Genomic DNA, 16,403 nt, shown 5'->3' with positions numbered 1-16,403 from the left:
AGCGATTATCCGAGCGGGATCCAGCCGTTGGCCGCGACGGAGTCGTCGGTACCGGTGGGCCGGGGCCGCGCGTCGTTCAGGTCGTTGATCAGCTCCGAGACCGGATGCGAGTCGCTGTAGTGGTACCCCTGGGCGAGCGCGAAGCCGAGCTCGGTGAGCACCGCGGCCTGGTATTCGGTCTCCACGCCCTCGGCGATGACCTGCAGATCCAGCGACTTGCTGAGCGCGGCGATCACCCCGAGCAGCGGCGGCGCCGGCGAATCCGAGCGGATCGCGGCGACGAAGGACTGGTCGACCTTGAGGATGTCGCTGGGGATGGTCGCCAGCCTGCTCAGCGAGGAGTAGCCGGTGCCGAAGTCGTCGATGGCGATGCGCACGCCACGGTCGCGCAGGGTGTGCAGGTTGGTGATCGCGGTCTGCGACTCGGCGGCCAGCTCGCTCTCGGTGACCTCGAGGACCAGCTGATCGGCGGGCCAGCCGGTGTCGGACAGGATGGTCGCGACCCGCTCGGCGTAATCGGGTTCGGCCAGTTCCAGGCCGGAGACGTTCACATTGAGGGTGAGATCCAGTGAGGCGAAGCTCTCCTGCAGCCGGGCGGCGTCGGCGCAGGCGCGGCGCAGGACCAGCTCGTCCAGATCGGAGATGAGGTCGTATTCCTCGGCCACCCGGATCAGGCCCTCGGTGGTGACCTCGGGCTGGGCGTTCGACGACCAGCGCAGCAGCGCCTCGACGCCGACCGCCTGCCCGCCGTCCTCGGTGAGGCTGACGATCGGCTGGTAGTGCACGTCTAGGGCGCCGCGGTCGATCGCCTCGCGCAGCTCCACCGCCAGCGGCAGCTGCCGCGACGACTCGAGCACCGTGCGGTTGCGGCCCGCCTGCTTGGCGCGGTACAGGCCCACGTCGGCGCGGCTGATCAGCAGCGAACCGGACTCCCCCGGCTGCCACGAGGTGACACCGGCCGAGCAGCCCATCGTCACCGCGGCGCGCAGCTTCTCGGTGAGCAGGATCGCGGCCTGCTCGGTGGTGCCGGGCAGCAGCAGCGCGAAGACGTCACCGCCGAAGCGGGCGAGCACCTGGTCGGGGGCGAGCAGGTCGAGCCAGCTGTCGGCGACCCGCTGCAACACCGCGTCGCCCGCGCGGTGGCCGAGGTGGTCATTGATCTTCTGGAAGCGGTCGAGGTCGACGAGGACCAGCGACAGGCCCTGGCCGCTGCGGCCCGCCGCGTCGATCGCCGGGTTGAGCTGCTTCTCGAAGCCGCGGCGGTTCAGCAAACCGGTGAGCACGTCGATGTCGGCGTCCGAGGCCATTCTGGTGAGGATGCCGACGACGACGCCCGCGCCGAAAGTGACACCGGCCGGGATCAGACCCGACCACCACGGCAGATCACGCGCGGGCAGCACCCACAGGCACAGCGCCATCGCGAAGCCGATGTGCGCGACGGCCTGCGGCCAGGCGAAGAACAGCGCGGCATCGCACGCGACGAAGACGTAGAACGAGGCCAGCGTGATGCCGCCGACCAGGTTGGGGAAGTCGTGCACGGCGATCGTCACCAGGACGGCGGCGGTGGCCAGGTAGAGATGGTGCAGGGCGTGTGGCATCCGCGGGCCCCACACCAGCAGGGTCAGACCGAGTACCAAGGCGACCGCGGCCGCCGTTCCGACCAGCAGCCGATTACCGTCGTCCCCCGGTGCGACCGCAGTGATCGTCAGGCCGAGGACACCGCCGAGAACGTAGAACGCCCCCGTTGTCCTGGCCATGACCTTTGCCGTCGCCAACGCCGATGCCGCCCGCACCCGGGTTCGGGTATCGCCGCGCGCCCCGATTCCTCGCACGAGCACCAGCCTAGATGTTGTTCGGTCAGGACGTTTGCCACATCAACAAATGTGATCGCAGCAAACAGTGAAGAGCTCTACGGTGTCAATACCTCGGTGCCGACGAAGGGCACCAGCGCCGCGGGCACCCGAACCGAACCGTCGGCCTGCTGATGGTTCTCCAGGATCGCCACGATCCAGCGGGTCGTCGCCAGCGTGCCGTTCAGGGTGGCCGCGATCTGCGCCTTGCCGTTCTCGTCCCGGTAGCGGACCGCCAGGCGACGGGCCTGGAAGGTGGTGCAGTTCGAGGTGGAGGTGAGCTCGCGGTAGGTCTGCTGGGTCGGCACCCAGGCCTCGCAGTCGAACTTGCGCGCGGCCGAGCTGCCGAGATCGCCCGCGGCCACATCGATCACCCGGTAGGGCACGTCGATCGCGGCCAGCATCTCGCGCTCCCAGGCCAGCAGCCGCTGGTGCTCGGCATCGGCCTGCTCGGGGGTGGTGTAGACGAACATCTCCACCTTGTCGAACTGGTGCACGCGGATGATGCCGCGGGTGTCCTTGCCGTAGCTGCCCGCCTCGCGCCGGAAACACGACGACCAGCCCGCGTACCGCTTCGGGCCCGCGCTCAGGTCGAGGATCTCCTCCGAGTGGTAGCCGGCCAGCGGCACCTCCGAGGTGCCGACGAGGTACAGGTCGTCGTCCTCGAGGTGGTACACCTCCGCCGAGTGCTGCCCGAGGAACCCGGTCCCGGCCATGATCTCCGGCCGGACGAGCACCGGCGGGATCATCATCGTGAAACCGTTGGCGACGGCCTTCTGCGCGGCCAGCTGCAGCAGACCCAGCTGCAACAGCGCGCCGTGGCCGGTGAGGAAGTAGAACCGCGAGCCCGACACCTTCGCGCCGCGCTCCATGTCGATCAGGCCGAGCGATTCGCCGAGCTCGAGGTGATCCTTCGGCTCGAAGTCGAATTCCGGTGGGGTGCCGACGGTTTCGAGCACGATGTAATCGTCCTCGCCGCCCGCGGGCGCGCCGTCCTGCACCACGTTGGAGATGGCGCGGTGCGCGGCGTCGAGATCGGCGTCGGCCGCGTTCTGCGCGGTCTCGGCCTCCTTGACCTTGGCGGACATGTCGGTGGCCGCGGCGAGCAGCGCGGGGCGCTCCTCCTTGCTCGCCTTGCCGATCACCTTGCCCATCGCCTTGTGCTCGGCACGCAGGGTGTCGGCGGTGGCGACGGCGGCGCGGCGCGCGGCGTCGGCTTCGAGCAGCGCGTCGACGAGCGCGGGGTCCTCACCGCGGGCCCGCTGCGAGGCTCGGACGGCTTCCGGGTTCTCGCGCAGGAATCGGAGGTCGATCATGAGAAAACAGCCTAGTAGTTTACGCAACTCTTAATCACGCGGCCTATCCCTCGACGCCGCGGCAGGAGCATAGTTGCGGTGTGAGTACTACTTTCGACGCCGCCGTCATCGACAACGCACTTGCCGATCTCACACAGGGGGAGAAGACCTGGGCCGCGACGGGCCTGCGCCGCCGCCGCGAACTGCTCGAGGAACTGCACGCGCTGACCGCCCGCGACGCCGAGGCCTGGGTCTCCGCGGCGCGCACCATCAAGCAGCTCGACGCCGACAGCCCGCTGGTGGGCGAGGAGTGGATGTCGGGCCCGATGACGATGCTGGCAGGCGCGCAGGCGCTGGCCGAATCGCTCGGCGCGCTCGAACGCGGCGCCAGCCCGCTCGACGGGGTCGAGCTCGGCACCGCGCCCGGTGGCCGGGTGTCGGTCCCCGCGCTGCCGCACGGCTTCTACGACAAGCTGCTGCTCAGCGGATTCAGCGCCGAGGTGTGGCTGCGTCCCGGCGTCGACGCGGCGACCGCCCGCCGCAAGGCCGGGCTCGCCCAGCTCGATCCGGCCGCGACCGGCGGCGTCGGCGCGGTGCTCGGCGCGGGCAACATCATGTCGATCGCCCCGCTGGACACCCTCTACGAGCTCTACGCCAACAACCGGGTGGTCGCGCTCAAGCTCAACCCGATCACCGACCCGCTGCTGCCGGTGTTCCGGGCGATCTTCGCGCCGTTCATCGAGCTCGGCGTGGTCCGCATCCTTACCGGCGGCGCGCCGGAGGGCGGCTACCTGGTGAATCACCCGCAGGTCGCGCACGTGCACATGACCGGCGGCGCGCCAACCCACGACGCGATCGTGTGGGGCGCGGGCGCCGAGGGCGCCGAGCGGAAGAAGACCGGAACGCCCGCCCTGGCCAAGCCGATCACCAGCGAGCTCGGCGGCGTCGCGCCGTGCATCGTGGTGCCGGGTGACTGGTCGGCGGCCGACCTGAAGTTCCAGGCCGAGCACGTGGCGACCCAGCGCCTGCACAACGGCGGCTACAACTGCGTCGCCGCGCAGACCGTCGTCGTCAGTGCCGACTGGCCGCTGCGCGAGCAGTTCCTCACCGAGCTGCGCGCCGCGATCGACCGCGCGCCCGCGCGTCCGGCCTATTACCCCGGCAGCGACGGCCGCGTCGCCGGTGCGCTCGAGTCCTACCCCGGTTCGGCCCGCGCCAACGGCCGCGTTTTGGTGGAAGACCTGCCCGCGGGCGACACCCCGCTGCTGCGCACCGAGTACTTCTCCCCCGTGCTCGGCGTCGTCTCGCTGCCCGGCACCGGCGCCGATTTCCTGCGCAACGCCGTCGACTTCGCCAACGACGAATTGATGGGCACGCTCGGCGCGAACATCATCGTCGACCCGGCGACCGTCAAGGAGCTCGGCGCGCAGCTCGACACCGCTGTCGAAAACCTGCGCTACGGCACCGTCGCGGTCAACGCGTGGACCGGCCTCGCCTTCCTCACCCCGCGCGCGAGCTGGGGCGCCTTCCCCGGCCACACCCTCGACGACATCCAGAGCGGAATCGGCGTGGTGCACAACGCCTTCCTGCTCGACGACGTCGAGCGCACCGTGGTCCGCGGCCCGTTCCGGCCCGCCCCGCGCGCGCTGCTGCGCGGCGAGTTCACGCTGAGCCCGAAGCCGCCGTGGTTCGTCACCAACAAGACGGGCACGGGCACCGGCCGCAAGCTCACCGGGTTCTACGGCGACGGCAAGCCGACCCGTCTGCCCGGCATCTTCGCCTCGGCGCTGCGCGGCTGAGTCCGGGAAGGTCGTGGCACAGCCGCGACCACGCTGCCATGATGGACCGCGATGTCTGAACAGCAGAGTGACCAAGCACCGGGATCCGCGGCGCCCAGCGGCGGCGCCAGTTCGCTCCATCTTTCCGCGCGCAAGCTGCGGTGGGGGCTGCTGATCGGCGCGCTCGGCGCCGTGATCGCGGCGCTGGTCACGATGACGGTCACCGGCTTCGACACCGACAAGGTCGAGGCGCACCAGCCCGGTGCGGAGCCGGTGGTCCGCGACAAGGAGTTCAGCAGCGCGAACGAGGGCGACTGCCTGAGCTGGACCAAGGCCGACCGCAGCGACCTGGTGAAGGTCAACTGCGGGGACAAGCACCTGTTCGAGGTGGCCGGGGTGGTCGACCTCAGCGCCTACCCCGGCCGCGAGTTCAGCGGCGGGACCCGGCATCCGGATTCGCTGCGGATGACCGAGCTCAGGGACGAGCACTGCGTGCCCGCGGTGCAGCGCTACCTGGGCGGCCGGTTCGACCCGCGCGGCAAGTACATGGTCAACGTGATGTCGCCGAGCCCGGCGGGCTGGCAGCACGGCGACCGGACGCTGCGCTGCGGCCTGCAGGTGGCGGCCACCTCGTCGAGTCCGGCGGCGACCGGCAGCATCGTCGAGCAGGACCAGTCGAAGATCCACGCCGTCGGCACCTGCCTCGGTATCAACCAGAACCTGCCGACCGACCCGGTCGACTGCGCGCAGCCGCACGCGGTCGAGATCGTCGGCACGGTCGATCTGGGGGCGCACTTCACCGGCGGCCCGCCCTCGGAGCCCGATCAGGACAAGTTCGTCGAGGGCGAGTGCAACCGGCTCTCGACCGAGTACCTCGGCAGTCCCGACGCCATCAGGAACAAGACGCTGACGCTGTTCTTCGATTATCTGGAACCGACCAGTTGGCTCGCGGGCAGCAAGAAACTGGACTGCTGGCTCGGAAAGGGCGCCGACCGTGAGGGTTTCGCGCCGATCGTCGGTTCGGCGCGCGGCGAGATCCTGATCGACGGTCAAGCCCCGGTGCCGCCGCCGAACACCGGCCGCTCCACCCCGGCGCCGCTGCCCGGCGCCGCGCCGCTGCCCCCGCAGCCCCAGCCGCGGTGACCGCGCCGGAGCGGATGTCGCCGGAGCGGTTCGAGGAGCTGGTCGGCGACGCGCTCGACCTGATCCCGCCCGAGCTCAGCGGGGCGATCGACAACGTGGTGGTGCTGGTCGAGGCCAGAAACGAGGAGGAGCCCTCGCTGCTCGGGCTCTACCACGGGATCGCCCTCACCGAGCGCGACAGCTACTACGCGGGATCGCTGCCGGATACCGTGACCATCTATCGAGAGGCTATTCTCGACATCTGCAGCTCGGACGACGAGGTGGTCGAGGAGGTAGCGATCACCGTGATCCATGAAATCGCACACTATTTCGGGATTGACGACGACCGGTTGCATGAGCTGGGATGGGGCTAGCGAAATTGGGTGGGGAATCGATGGAACCGAACGACCCGCTCTCGCGTCCTATCACTCGTAGGGGGAATTCTCGTGGTTCCCGATAGTCGCCACCAGAAGGAGTCGGGTAATGGTCGGACACGTCCTCATCACGCCTGAAATCGTCCTCGCCGCATCCGCGGAGCTGGATCTGCTCGCCGAGCGACTCGCGGTCGCCGCGGGCCTGGCCGGGCCGACCACCCACGTGCTGCCCTCCGGCGCCGAAGAGGTCTCCCTGCTCGCGGCCGGGCACTTCAACCGGGCCGCCGCCACGCACGACAGCGCGGTCGCCCAGGCCATCCTCGAACTGCATCACGCGGCGGCGACATTGCGGTCGCAGCTCGCCACGAACATCGGCGAAGACATCGCTCGCGCGGCGGGCATCTCCGCCATCCAGGTGTAGCTGTACCCGATCCGTCGACGATCACTCATTCAGGGGAGAAACAAGCATGACCGCAGGGATCACCGGCGTCTTCTGGCTGCCGCGCATGGCGGAGGTCAACTCCACCACGCTCAACGCAGGCGCGCACGCGATTCCGATCAGTGCCGCCGCCACCTCGTGGGGCACGCTCGCGGCGGCGTGGGGCGACGCCGCGTTCACCATCACCCGTGTCATCGCCGAGGTGGGGGTCGGCCTGCAGGGTGTCAACGGTCTCGCCGTGCTGGCCAAGCTCGCGCCGTTCGGCGCGTGGGCCGGACAGCAGGGCATCATGGCCGGTGTCATGAGCGCCAAGGCCACCGCCAACGCGACCGCCTACACCGTGGCCTCGCTCGCGATGCCGAGCCTGCCCGAGATCGCCGCGACCAACACCGCCGTCGCCGCGTCGGCCAACCCGCCCGGCGTCGTGTCCGGCGCGTTCGAGGCGGCCGAGGTCGCCCGGCACGCGATGGACATCCGCGCCGCGCTGGTGATGGAGACCTACGAGGCGGCCACCACCGCCACCGTCACCACGCCCGGCGAGTTCTCCATGCCGCCGACCATCGCCAGCGGCGCGGGCACGGCCACGGCAGCGGAGGGCGACTTCGGTGGCGACCCGCTGACGACGGCGGTCGCCGCGGCGCAGGCGCTGGTCTCCAACCCGGGTGTCGTCAGCGCGGCCACCCAGGCCGCCAACGTCGCCGGCGGCGTCCTCACCAGCGGTGTGAGCACCGTGGGCAACATCGGCGCCTCGGCGATCTCGGCGGCCACCGCCTCGACCGTCCCCGCGACCACGGCGGCGGTGCCCGCCATGGCCACCATGGGCGCGGTCGGCGCCGCGGGCGTGGCGACCACGTCGGCCGGCCTCGGCAGCGTCTCGCTCAACGCGGGTCAGCTGAAGCTGCCCGAGGGCTGGGGCGCGCCCGCCGCGAACGCGGGCGCCTCGGCGCCGGTCGTCGAGTCGGTGGTCCGCACCGACGCCGCGCCGGTCCGCAACACCAGCGCGGGCGCCAACCCGTTGCTCGGCAACCGGGCCAAGGGCGAGGAAGACGACGAGCACGACGCCGTCGACTACGGCCGCTCGGACGAGGCGTTCACCGACGGCCGCTACACGGCAGAAGGTGTGATCGGCGCCGACCTCGCCGGAAACGCCAGGTGACGGTGCTCGGCGGGGGCAGTGGGGGGTCGTTGCTGGATGCCGTCGTGCTTTCGCTCGACGACATGCAATTCCTCCTCGAAACGCTGCAATTCGACGAGATGCCCGTGGTGCTCGACGCCATGGGCCGCTACGACAACGTCGCGGAACACGACGCCGCGATGAAGGTGGCCGAAGCCGCGCTCACCGAACGCGAACTGCTGTTCGGTGACGTGGTGCAGCCGGAGCTGGCCGAGCGCCTGCGGGTGCTCTACCGGCCGCAATGGATCATCGCGCTGCGGTGGGTGGTCCAGGGCCACGTGAATCGGTTCTGTCTGGCGCAGGGTGACGACCGCGCGGTCGTCGCCCTGCGCGGGCCGGAGTCCTACGTCATCGACGACGCCGGGCTCGACCTGCCCGGCGCGGTCCTGCACGCCCTCGGCCAGTCCGAGGCGCTCGAGCTCTACGGGATGAACGCGCCCACCGAGGAGCTGGCGCCGATCTTCGGCGACACCGGCGACGTCGCGGCCACCGCCGAGCGGCTGGCCAAGATCGGCAAGCCGGCCACCGACGCGCAGACGCTCGCCTCGGCCCTGGTGGAGATCCACTCCTACGCCGAGATCGTGGGCGTGGCCTACGGTGACGGCACCCGCGACATCCAGGACAACCACATCGCCGTATTCAACACGCGCGCGGGCAGATTCATCATCACCGCCAGCGTGGCCGACGACGGCGTGAAGTGGTCGTCCATCGCCACCGGCACCAACGCGCGGCTGCGCACCGCGGTCGCCGATCTCATCGAGTCGCTGCCGGTGCGCGAGGAGTTCCCGATCGGGAACGCCGAGACCCGGGGCTAGCCGGCTCAGCCCATCGGGTCGTCGGGGGTCGGCTCGGCGTCGACCGAGAACGGTGGCGTGAACCTGCCCCAGCGCAGGCATTCCCAGCCGCCGTTCTCGGTGGGCAGCAGTTCGATGGTCTCGGTGTTGTCGAGATGGTTGTTCGTCGTGAACGGCGGGGCCACCCCGGCCAGCGTCATCGCGACCAGACGCATGGCGGCGCCGTGGTTCACGACGAGCACGTCGCCGTCGGCGTCGTCGGTCAGGAACTCGGTGCGCAGTCCTTCGAGCACGGGCACGATCCGGTCGAGCACCTCGCTGCCCGACTCACCGCCGGGGGCGCGCAGGTGCAGTTCACCGTGGTGCCAGCCGCGATAGATCTGCTGGAAGAACTCGTGGGCGGCCGGGTCGAAGCGGCCGTGCAGGTCGCCGACCTGCACCTCGAACAGGCCGTCGAGCACGTGTACGGGCGAACCGGTGGCGGCCTCGATGTAGCCCGCGGTCTGCTTGGCGCGCAGCGCTTCCGAGGAGACCAGCACCTGCGGCGGGCGCACGAGTCCGGCGCCGAACGCTTTCGCCTGTGCCACGCCACGTTCGGTCAGCGGGAGCCCGGGCACCCTGGTGTCGAGCAGTTTCGCGACGTTGCCCTCGGTCTCGCCGTGCCGCACCAACACCAGCTTCGCGCGTGTATTCATAGGTCAGCGACCCCCTTTCGCAATTGCGTCAACCATTCTGCGGCAGGTTCGTCCGACGGGGGCGGCGTTCCGACTGCCGAATACGCGGGCCAGGAACCGAGGAACCGGATCCGGGCCGTGCGGTGCAGAGCCTTCAGTGTTTCCGCGACCGCCGGATCGTCGATGTGGCCGACGCAGTCCAGGTAGAAGCGGTAGGTGCCCATCGAGGTCCGGGTCGGCCGCGATTCGATGCGGGTGAGATCGACACCGCGCGTGGCGAATTCGGCGAACGCGCGCATCAGCGAGCCGGGTTCGTTGGGCAGTTCGAGCACGACCGAGGTGCGGTCGGCCCCGGTGGCGTGCGGCGCGACGCCGGGCTTGGTCACCAGCACGAATCGGGTGACGGCCTGGTCGTGGTCGGCGACCCCGGCGGCCAGTGTGGCCAGGCCGAGCCGCTCACCGGCCAGCGCGGTGGACACGGCCGCGTCGGCCAGACCGGCGGCGACGTCCTCGGCGGCGGCCGCGTTGGACGCCGACGTATACGGCCGCGCGTCCGGCATGGTCCGCGCCACCCACTGCCTGACCTGGGCGGCGGCGACCGGATAGGCCGCCAGCGTGCGCACGTCGTCCAGCGTGACGCCGGGCCGCGCGACGATCGTGAAGCTCACCTCGAGCTCGGTCTCGGCGACGATCTGCAGTCGGGGTCCGATGGCGAGGGAATCCAGCGTGGCCGGGATCGAACCCTCGACGGAACTCTCGATCGGCACCACCGCGCCGTCGACCTCGCCGGCGCGGATCAGTTCCAGCGCGGCGCCCTGACTCGGCGCGGCGACGCGCTCGACCGGGCCCTCGAAGGCCCCCGAGTTCTCGAACTTCGCCAGAGCCATTTCGGTGAAGGTCCCCGATGGCCCGAAATACGCTATACGCGGCACACCGAAAGATTAGCTGGATCGTTGACGGCGGGCCGCCCAGCTCACGGTTCGAGCACCCGCAGCGCCGCCGTGATCGCCTGCTCATCGGCGGTTTCGACGGCGAGCAGAACGGTTCTGGTCGCCTCGATCGCGGGCGGCTTCAGCGCCGTGAGGAAGCCGAGGTCGGGCGCGGTGAGCGCGGTGGGGATGTCCTCGCCGCAGAGCGCGGCGACCGTGCCCGCGACGACGGCGACCGCGCGGGCGCCGCTGCCGGTGCGCGCGACGAACCCGTGCCCGGCGTGCGCGATGTGGACCAGATAGGCGGCCAGCTCGGCGTCGGGAATGTCGATGTCGACGACCTCGGCGGTCTCCGGCGCGGAGCCCACCGGCCGGACCAGGCCCGCCACCAGGCTGCGCCGGGCGGGGGCGGACAGGCTGACCAGGACGGGTTCGGCGTGGTCGTCGTGGCTCATCGGTCCACCGTAAGAAGCGGATTCGCGCATGGATTCGCCGGGGTGTACCTCTTGCGCGAAGCGGCTCCGTAACTTAGCTTAGGTTTACCTAATCACCAGTTCGCGGAGGTTGTCATGTCGAGCCCAACCACGATCCTCGCGCCGACGACCGCCGAGCGCGTGCGCAGCGCCTGCGCGCACGCGGAGACGGCGGTGCTCGCGCTCCCCGGCATCGATCCGGTGCCGACCACGCTGCATCACCTGCGGCGGTGTGGCGACGCGGTGATCGCGGTGCCCGCGGGCTCCCTCGCGGCGGCGCTGGCGGCGACGGCCAACGAGACCTCGGCGGTGCTCGAACTCACCGACCACGCCCCGCTGCCGCTGCGCGAGCCGGTCCGGGCCCTGGTGTGGCTGCGCGGCTGGGTGCGCCAGGTCCCGGCGCAGGCCCAGCGCGCGCTCGCGGTGGAGATCGCCAAGGACTTCCCGCACCCCGGCCTGCTCGACGTGGGCCACGGGGTCACTCTGCTGCGCCTGGTCGTGAACTCGGCCGTACTGGCCGACACCTCCGGCGCCGAGTCGGTGGACCACGCCGACCTGCGCGCGGCCACCGCCGACCCGTTCTGCGAGCTGGAGAGCGCCTGGCTGCAGCACATGGCCGAGGACCACGCCGACATCGTCGCCCAGCTCTCGCGGCACCTGCCGACCCGGCTGCGCGGCGGGCTGGTGCACCCGCTGGCCATCGACCGCTACGGCCTGACGCTGCGCGTCGAGGGCCCCGAGGGCGACCACGACGTGCGCCTGCCCTTCGCCAACCCCGCCGACGACATCGAGTCACTGAGCAAGGCGGTGCGCATCCTCGCCGGATGCCCGTTTCTGAACGGCCTGCGCCGCATCTGAGCCGAGCCCTCGCCACGCGCACTGCCTACACTGCGCGACATGCGCCTGGACCCTCCCACGACCGAGCTGAGCGAGCGGGAACGGTTCGGTCTCCGGGTGGAGATCGCCGTCGTCCTGCTGGTGACCTTCGGGTTGAGCGGCCTCAGTGCCGGCCTGTCGCTGCTCGACTCCGCGCTCTCACCGGGCGGGGTCGGCGGACGAACCGTGGCGCTGAACGCCTCGCGGTCCGACAACTCCTTCCTGGATCTGCTGTTCCAGCTCGTCGGCATCACCCGGCTGCTGGCCTGGGCCGCGCTCGGGCTGTATCTGTTGTGGCGCAGCGGGATCGGGCCGCGGCTGATCGGGCTGGCCCGGATCGGCCGCGCCGATGTGGTGCCGGGGTTGGCGCTGGCCGCGGTGATCGGGTTGCCGGGGCTCGGGCTGTATCTGATCGCGCACGCGCTCGGCGTGAGCGTCACCATCGTGCCGAGTTCGCTGTCGGAGTGGTGGCGCCTGCCGGTGCTGATCCTGGCCGCCTGCGCGAACTCGGTCGCCGAGGAGATCCTCGTGGTGGCCTACCTGATCACCCGGCTGCGCAAGCTGGGCTGGTCGGAGAACCGGTCGCTGGTGGCGTCGGCGCTGCTGCGCGGCAGCTATCACCTGTACCAGGGGCTCGGCGGCGGGCTCGGCAACATCGTGATGGGCCTGATCTTCGGGCGGTACTGGCAGCGCACCAACCGGCTGTGGCCGCTGATCCTGGCGCACGCGACGATCGACGCGGTCGCTTATCTCGGCTACAACGTGCTGCGCGGACGCGTCGGTTGGCTGCCGTGAGCGGCGTGTCACCGCGTTTCGCGCTAACAGGTCACCGCGCGCGGGGTATCCAGTAGTGACCGAGCGCGCACAACCGAGCCCGCGCACCCGACGATCAGTAGAGTTCGACAGTGATGAACGGCGATGATCCACGCAGGCGCCGGGTGCCGCCGACGGGCCGCCCCGGTGGCCCTCCGCTGCCGCCGCCCCAGGGGCGCCCGCGTCCGGGCGGCCGACCGGTGCCGCCCGGCAACGACCCGACGGTCCGGCACGGCGGTCCGCACGACCCGACGGTCCGGCACAATCCCGCCCCCGGCCGTCCCGCATCGCACATCGAACCCACCCAGGTGCTGCACCGCGACGGCCGCGACCAGCCGCTCGCCTACTCGCAGATGCCGCCCGAGCAGCCGAAACCGCGCCCGCACGCGCCGACCCAGCGCCCGGTCCCGTATCGCGAACCGGTCCGGCACGCCCCCACCCAGCGCCCGGTGCCGCACCACGATCGCGTGCCGCCGCGACGCACGCCACCACCGGTCGACGCGGGCAGGCAGGAGCGGCCGCCGCGCCGGCGGCGCAGGCGTCATCCGTTCCGGTGGTTCACGCTGATCGTCGTGCTCCTGATCGTCGGGCTGATCGCCGCGATCGTGCACCTGGACAACTCGCTCACCCGCATCCCCGCGCTCACCTCCTACAGCGACCGGATCGGCGATACGCCGGGCACGAACTGGCTGCTCGTCGGCTCCGACGGCCGTGGCGACCTGTCCACCGAGCAGGAAGCGGAACTGGCCACCGGCGGCGACACCGGGCCGGAACGCACCGACACGATCATGCTGGTGCACATCCCGGAGTCGGGGCCGACCACGATGGTGAGCCTGCCCCGCGACTCGTATGTCAGCGTTCCGGGCCACGGCAAGGACAAGCTGAACGCCTCGTTCGCGCTCGGCGGCGCGCCGCTGCTGGTGCAGACGGTGGAGGTGGCGACCGGCGTGCGGATCGACCATTACGCGCAGATCGGTTTCGGCGGGTTCGCCGGCGTCGTCGACGCGCTCGACGGCATCGAGATGTGCCTCGACGAACCGATCGTCGACCCGCTGGCCGGGCTCGATCTGCCCGCCGGCTGTCAGAAGCTGAGTGGTCCGCAGGCGCTCGGTTTCGTGCGCACCAGGGCCACCCCGAACGCCGATGTCGACCGGATGAACCATCAGCGGATGTTCATGTCGGCGCTGCTGAAGAAGGCGACGAGCGCGGGCACGCTGGCCAATCCGTTCGCACTGTGGCCGATGGCCACCGGTGTGGCCGGTTCGCTGAAGGTCGACGACGGCGACCATATCTGGAATCTGGCCGCGCTCGGCTGGGCGATGCGCGGCGACACCGTGACCACGAGCGTGCCGATCGGCGGCTTCGACGACACCGATGTGGGCAATGTGCTGCTCTGGGACAAGTCCAAGGCGCCCGGCTTCTTCGATGCGCTCGCCAAGGATCAGCAGATTCCCGAGGACCTGCTCACGCGGTAACGTCGAAGCATGGCCGAGGACCGTTCGTTCACCGAGCTGCTGCGCGACCAGATCCGGCACGGTCTGACCACGGCGCAGCAATACCTGTCCGCCGCAGTCTATTTCGACACGCAGCGGCTACCCGAGCTGGCCGCGCAGACCTATACCCGCGCGGCCGAGAACCGCGGCCACGCGATGCGGATGGTCCAGTATCTGCTCGACCGCGATATCGCCGTGACGATCGGCGGACTCGACGAGGTGCGCGAGGAATACGATTCGCCGCGCGCCGCCATCGCCTTCCTGCTCGAACGTGAGCAAACGGCCACCGGACAGATCAGCGCCTTGGCCGCGGCCGCCCGGGACGCCGGCGATTATCTCGGCGAACAATTCGTGCAGTGGTTCCTGCGTAACCAGGTGGACGACGTTGCGACGATGACCACACTGCTGACCGTGCTCGACCGCCAGGACAATTTGTTCCAGGTGGAGGAATTCATCCGCCGGGAACTCAACGGTGCTGTTCCAGCCGACAAGACGGCGCCGAGAATGGCCGGTCAGGGCAGGCTCAGTTAGGGAGCGCTACCTTAGGAAATACTTCCCTCAATAAGGTTGCACTTGGATGACAACCCCCTTTGACCAGGTCTAATGTGGCGGCCATGTCGATTCATCCGGAACCCCCGCGCAGCAAATTCCACAGCCTGCTCCAAGATCAGATCCGGCATGAGTTCAATGCCGAGCATCAGTACATCGCCATTGCGGTGTGGTTCGACAACAACGACCTGCCGCAGCTGGCCAAGCGGTTCTACGCGCAGTCGGTCGAAGAGCGCAATCACGCGTTGATGATCGTGCAGTATTTCCTCGACCGCGACATCAGCGTCGAGATCGCCGGCGTCGACGCGGCGAAGTCGAACTTCGAGTCGGCGCGCGAGCCGATCGAGCTGGCGCTGGCCCAGGAGAAGACGGTCACCGACCAGATCATCCGGCTGGCCAGCACCGCCCGCGAGGAAGGCGATTACCTCGGCGAGCAGTTCATGCAGTGGTTCCTGAAGGAACAGGTCGAGGAAGTGGCCAACATGACCACGCTGCTCAACATCGCCGATCGTGCCGGGTCGAACCTGTTCGATCTGGAGGCGTTCATGTGGCGCGAGTTGAGCGCGCCGAAGGAAGCTTCGGGCGCCCCGAGCGTCGCGGGCGGCAGCGTCTAGTTCGCCGCTGACGGATTCGGCTCGCGGGCAGCGAGCCGAATCCGTCGTGCGTTCACCAGCCGGAGCCGGAGCCACCCGAGCCGGTGTTGGCGAGGATGGTGCCGATCACCATCTGCGCGAGACCGGCGACAGATCCCAGAAATTCCATGATGTCCTCTTTTCACTTCGCCGGTTGGTCGGCGTAGGCGTGAACCTAGCCGACCCGACATGTGAAAGGAGCTTATTTCATTTTGTTCAGCGCAGCGTGACCTGACGCCCACGCAGACCGTCGCGCGAGCGGCGCTCCTCGCCGGTCATCGGGGCATCCGAGGCCAGCGCCTCGGCCAGGCGCGCACCGAATTCGCGGGCGGGCGCCTCCCACTCGGTGGGGTGCAGTTCGGGATCGAGGTCGAACACCGGCACCAGCACGCCGTGCGTGCGGAAGGAACCGGCGAAGCGCGAACCCTCGCCCATGTGCAGGCCGCCCTGCGCGTGCACGCGAGCCAGGGCCAGCATCAGCTTGTCCTCGTCCTCGGGTCGCACCCAGCGCACGTGCGCCTTCTCGCCCGCGTCGACCCACCAGGCCGCGCCGACGCCGTCGGCACCCAGATCCAGGCGGGCCGAGGGCATGATCGCCTGCTTGGCCTGCTCGATCGTGGCCGCCACCTGCGGATCGGGGGTGACGCCCTCGGGCACCCACCAGTCGAAGTCCTGGTGCACGGTGAGCTCGAGGTCGGCGCCCGGATCGATGACGTCGGCCAGTCGCGGGCCACCGTCGACCGCACCGGCCGATTCCAGCGACTCGCCGGCCTCCGCGGACTGGGTCCACAGGATCGCCGCCGCGATATCGGCCGAGGGGTCGACGCCCTGATGCTGCACCTGGGTGCCGACGAAACCGACGGGCTCGTCACCGGCGCGCACCAGCGCGGCCACGGCGCCGGGCAGCACCGTCGCCAGGGTGACCTCGCGCTGCGCCGCCACACCGGGCGCCAGCTTCAAGGTCGCGGTCGCCGACGGCACGAACTCCCGCAGCGCCACCAGATCACATTCGGCAGCAAGACCTTCGAACGGCCGCGTCGGGGCCGCCGATGCCTGCTCCTGCGCCGCACGCCGCTCGGCGAGACGCTGAGCCCGATTACTGTCGGGCTTCGGACTGTTCCGCTTGCTTTTACCCACG

Annotated in this window: 17 protein-coding genes; 11 read left to right on the top strand and 6 right to left on the bottom strand. The window is 70.1% G+C overall.

Features of this window, described 5'->3' with window-relative positions; translation table 11 throughout:
- Window positions 1–5: 5 nt before the first annotated feature.
- Window positions 6–1,832, bottom strand: a complete 1,827-nt coding sequence (locus DFR69_RS14485; RefSeq protein ID WP_244198248.1) for a putative bifunctional diguanylate cyclase/phosphodiesterase — start codon at window positions 1,830–1,832, stop codon at window positions 6–8.
- A 77-nt stretch (window positions 1,833–1,909) separates the two neighbouring features.
- A complete protein-coding gene (serS, locus tag DFR69_RS14480) occupies window positions 1,910–3,166 on the bottom strand; it encodes a serine--tRNA ligase (protein ID WP_110038028.1) in 1,257 nt (418 codons plus the stop codon).
- A gap of 80 nt (window positions 3,167–3,246) precedes the next feature.
- On the opposite strand from serS, the gene DFR69_RS14475 reads away from it, so the two are divergent.
- From DFR69_RS14475 to DFR69_RS14450, 6 genes are all read left to right on the top strand, one after another.
- Complete coding sequence (locus tag DFR69_RS14475; RefSeq protein WP_110038027.1) at window positions 3,247–4,944, top strand: aldehyde dehydrogenase family protein; 1,698 nt, start codon at window positions 3,247–3,249, stop codon at window positions 4,942–4,944.
- A gap of 51 nt (window positions 4,945–4,995) precedes the next feature.
- Window positions 4,996–6,066 (top strand): septum formation family protein, encoded by a 1,071-nt coding sequence (locus tag DFR69_RS14470; protein ID WP_110038026.1) that lies wholly within the window; start codon window positions 4,996–4,998, stop codon window positions 6,064–6,066.
- A 14-nt stretch (window positions 6,067–6,080) separates the two neighbouring features.
- Window positions 6,081–6,419, top strand: coding sequence for a metallopeptidase family protein (locus DFR69_RS14465; protein WP_110038294.1), 339 nt, complete (start codon window positions 6,081–6,083; stop codon window positions 6,417–6,419).
- 109 nt (window positions 6,420–6,528) lie between these two features.
- The gene (locus tag DFR69_RS14460) at window positions 6,529–6,840 is read left to right on the top strand and encodes a PE family protein (RefSeq protein WP_110038025.1); all 312 of its coding nucleotides are present in this window, start codon (window positions 6,529–6,531) and stop codon (window positions 6,838–6,840) included.
- 46 nt (window positions 6,841–6,886) lie between these two features.
- On the top strand, window positions 6,887–8,014 hold the full coding sequence (locus DFR69_RS14455; protein WP_110038024.1) for a PPE family protein: 1,128 nt from the start codon (window positions 6,887–6,889) through the stop codon (window positions 8,012–8,014).
- 62 nt (window positions 8,015–8,076) lie between these two features.
- Window positions 8,077–8,847, top strand: coding sequence for an ESX secretion-associated protein EspG (locus DFR69_RS14450; RefSeq protein WP_244198247.1), 771 nt, complete (start codon window positions 8,077–8,079; stop codon window positions 8,845–8,847).
- Window positions 8,848–8,852: 5 nt separating this feature from the next.
- Here DFR69_RS14450 and DFR69_RS14445 read toward each other — a convergent pair whose 3' ends face one another.
- From DFR69_RS14445 to DFR69_RS14435, 3 genes are read right to left on the bottom strand one after another with little or no spacing between them, the layout of a single operon-like run.
- A complete protein-coding gene (locus DFR69_RS14445; RefSeq protein WP_110038022.1) occupies window positions 8,853–9,521 on the bottom strand; it encodes a histidine phosphatase family protein in 669 nt (222 codons plus the stop codon).
- On the bottom strand, window positions 9,518–10,432 hold the full coding sequence (gene pheA / locus DFR69_RS14440) for a prephenate dehydratase (RefSeq protein ID WP_110038021.1): 915 nt from the start codon (window positions 10,430–10,432) through the stop codon (window positions 9,518–9,520). The genes DFR69_RS14445 and pheA overlap by 4 nt, the downstream gene beginning before the upstream one ends.
- A 41-nt stretch (window positions 10,433–10,473) precedes the next feature.
- A complete protein-coding gene (locus tag DFR69_RS14435) occupies window positions 10,474–10,884 on the bottom strand; it encodes a hypothetical protein (RefSeq protein ID WP_110038020.1) in 411 nt (136 codons plus the stop codon).
- A 114-nt stretch (window positions 10,885–10,998) separates the two neighbouring features.
- On the opposite strand from DFR69_RS14435, the gene DFR69_RS14430 reads away from it, so the two are divergent.
- The 5 genes from DFR69_RS14430 (at window position 10,999) to DFR69_RS14410 (ending at window position 15,247) form a co-directional block, all read left to right on the top strand.
- On the top strand, window positions 10,999–11,760 hold the full coding sequence (locus DFR69_RS14430; protein WP_110038019.1) for a DUF2470 domain-containing protein: 762 nt from the start codon (window positions 10,999–11,001) through the stop codon (window positions 11,758–11,760).
- Window positions 11,761–11,799: 39 nt separating this feature from the next.
- On the top strand, window positions 11,800–12,573 hold the full coding sequence (locus DFR69_RS14425; RefSeq protein ID WP_110038018.1) for a CPBP family intramembrane glutamic endopeptidase: 774 nt from the start codon (window positions 11,800–11,802) through the stop codon (window positions 12,571–12,573).
- Between the two features lie 113 nt (window positions 12,574–12,686).
- Window positions 12,687–14,066: an LCP family protein gene (locus DFR69_RS14420; protein ID WP_208643974.1), complete on the top strand. Its 1,380-nt coding sequence runs from the start codon at window positions 12,687–12,689 to the stop codon at window positions 14,064–14,066.
- A gap of 9 nt (window positions 14,067–14,075) precedes the next feature.
- Entirely contained in the window at window positions 14,076–14,615 is a 540-nt protein-coding gene (locus DFR69_RS14415; protein WP_110038017.1) for a ferritin, read from the top strand.
- A gap of 83 nt (window positions 14,616–14,698) precedes the next feature.
- Window positions 14,699–15,247 carry a ferritin gene (locus DFR69_RS14410; RefSeq protein WP_110038016.1) on the top strand — a complete coding sequence of 183 codons (549 nt, stop codon included), beginning with the start codon at window positions 14,699–14,701 and terminating at the stop codon, window positions 15,245–15,247.
- Window positions 15,248–15,481: 234 nt separating this feature from the next.
- On the opposite strand, the gene DFR69_RS14405 is transcribed toward DFR69_RS14410, so the two are convergent.
- Window positions 15,482–16,402 carry a DUF5926 family protein gene (locus DFR69_RS14405; protein WP_110038015.1) on the bottom strand — a complete coding sequence of 307 codons (921 nt, stop codon included), beginning with the start codon at window positions 16,400–16,402 and terminating at the stop codon, window positions 15,482–15,484.
- Window position 16,403 lies beyond the last annotated feature (1 nt).

Source organism: Nocardia neocaledoniensis (genome assembly GCF_003182135.1).
Classification (GTDB): Bacteria; Actinomycetota; Actinomycetes; order Mycobacteriales; family Mycobacteriaceae; genus Nocardia; species Nocardia neocaledoniensis.
Note: the sequence above shows the minus strand (reverse complement) of the source record. Positions and strands in the feature narration are given on the sequence as shown.

Bases quoted from the DNA above. Each gene is read 5' to 3' on its own strand.
- DFR69_RS14425 (WP_110038018.1), top strand. From the start codon at position 11,800: ATGCGCCTGGACCCTCCCACGACCGAGCTGAGCGAGCGGGAACGGTTC.
- DFR69_RS14430 (WP_110038019.1), top strand. From the start codon at position 10,999: ATGTCGAGCCCAACCACGATCCTCGCGCCGACGACCGCCGAGCGCGTG.
- DFR69_RS14460 (WP_110038025.1), top strand. From the start codon at position 6,529: ATGGTCGGACACGTCCTCATCACGCCTGAAATCGTCCTCGCCGCATCC.
- DFR69_RS14435 (WP_110038020.1), bottom strand. From the start codon at position 10,884: ATGAGCCACGACGACCACGCCGAACCCGTCCTGGTCAGCCTGTCCGCC.
- DFR69_RS14470 (WP_110038026.1), top strand. From the start codon at position 4,996: ATGTCTGAACAGCAGAGTGACCAAGCACCGGGATCCGCGGCGCCCAGC.
- DFR69_RS14445 (WP_110038022.1), bottom strand. From the start codon at position 9,521: ATGAATACACGCGCGAAGCTGGTGTTGGTGCGGCACGGCGAGACCGAG.
- DFR69_RS14450 (WP_244198247.1), top strand. From the start codon at position 8,077: ATGCAATTCCTCCTCGAAACGCTGCAATTCGACGAGATGCCCGTGGTG.
- DFR69_RS14410 (WP_110038016.1), top strand. From the start codon at position 14,699: ATGTCGATTCATCCGGAACCCCCGCGCAGCAAATTCCACAGCCTGCTC.
- DFR69_RS14465 (WP_110038294.1), top strand. From the start codon at position 6,081: ATGTCGCCGGAGCGGTTCGAGGAGCTGGTCGGCGACGCGCTCGACCTG.
- DFR69_RS14455 (WP_110038024.1), top strand. From the start codon at position 6,887: ATGACCGCAGGGATCACCGGCGTCTTCTGGCTGCCGCGCATGGCGGAG.
- DFR69_RS14420 (WP_208643974.1), top strand. From the start codon at position 12,687: ATGAACGGCGATGATCCACGCAGGCGCCGGGTGCCGCCGACGGGCCGC.
- serS (WP_110038028.1), bottom strand. From the start codon at position 3,166: ATGATCGACCTCCGATTCCTGCGCGAGAACCCGGAAGCCGTCCGAGCC.
- DFR69_RS14415 (WP_110038017.1), top strand. From the start codon at position 14,076: ATGGCCGAGGACCGTTCGTTCACCGAGCTGCTGCGCGACCAGATCCGG.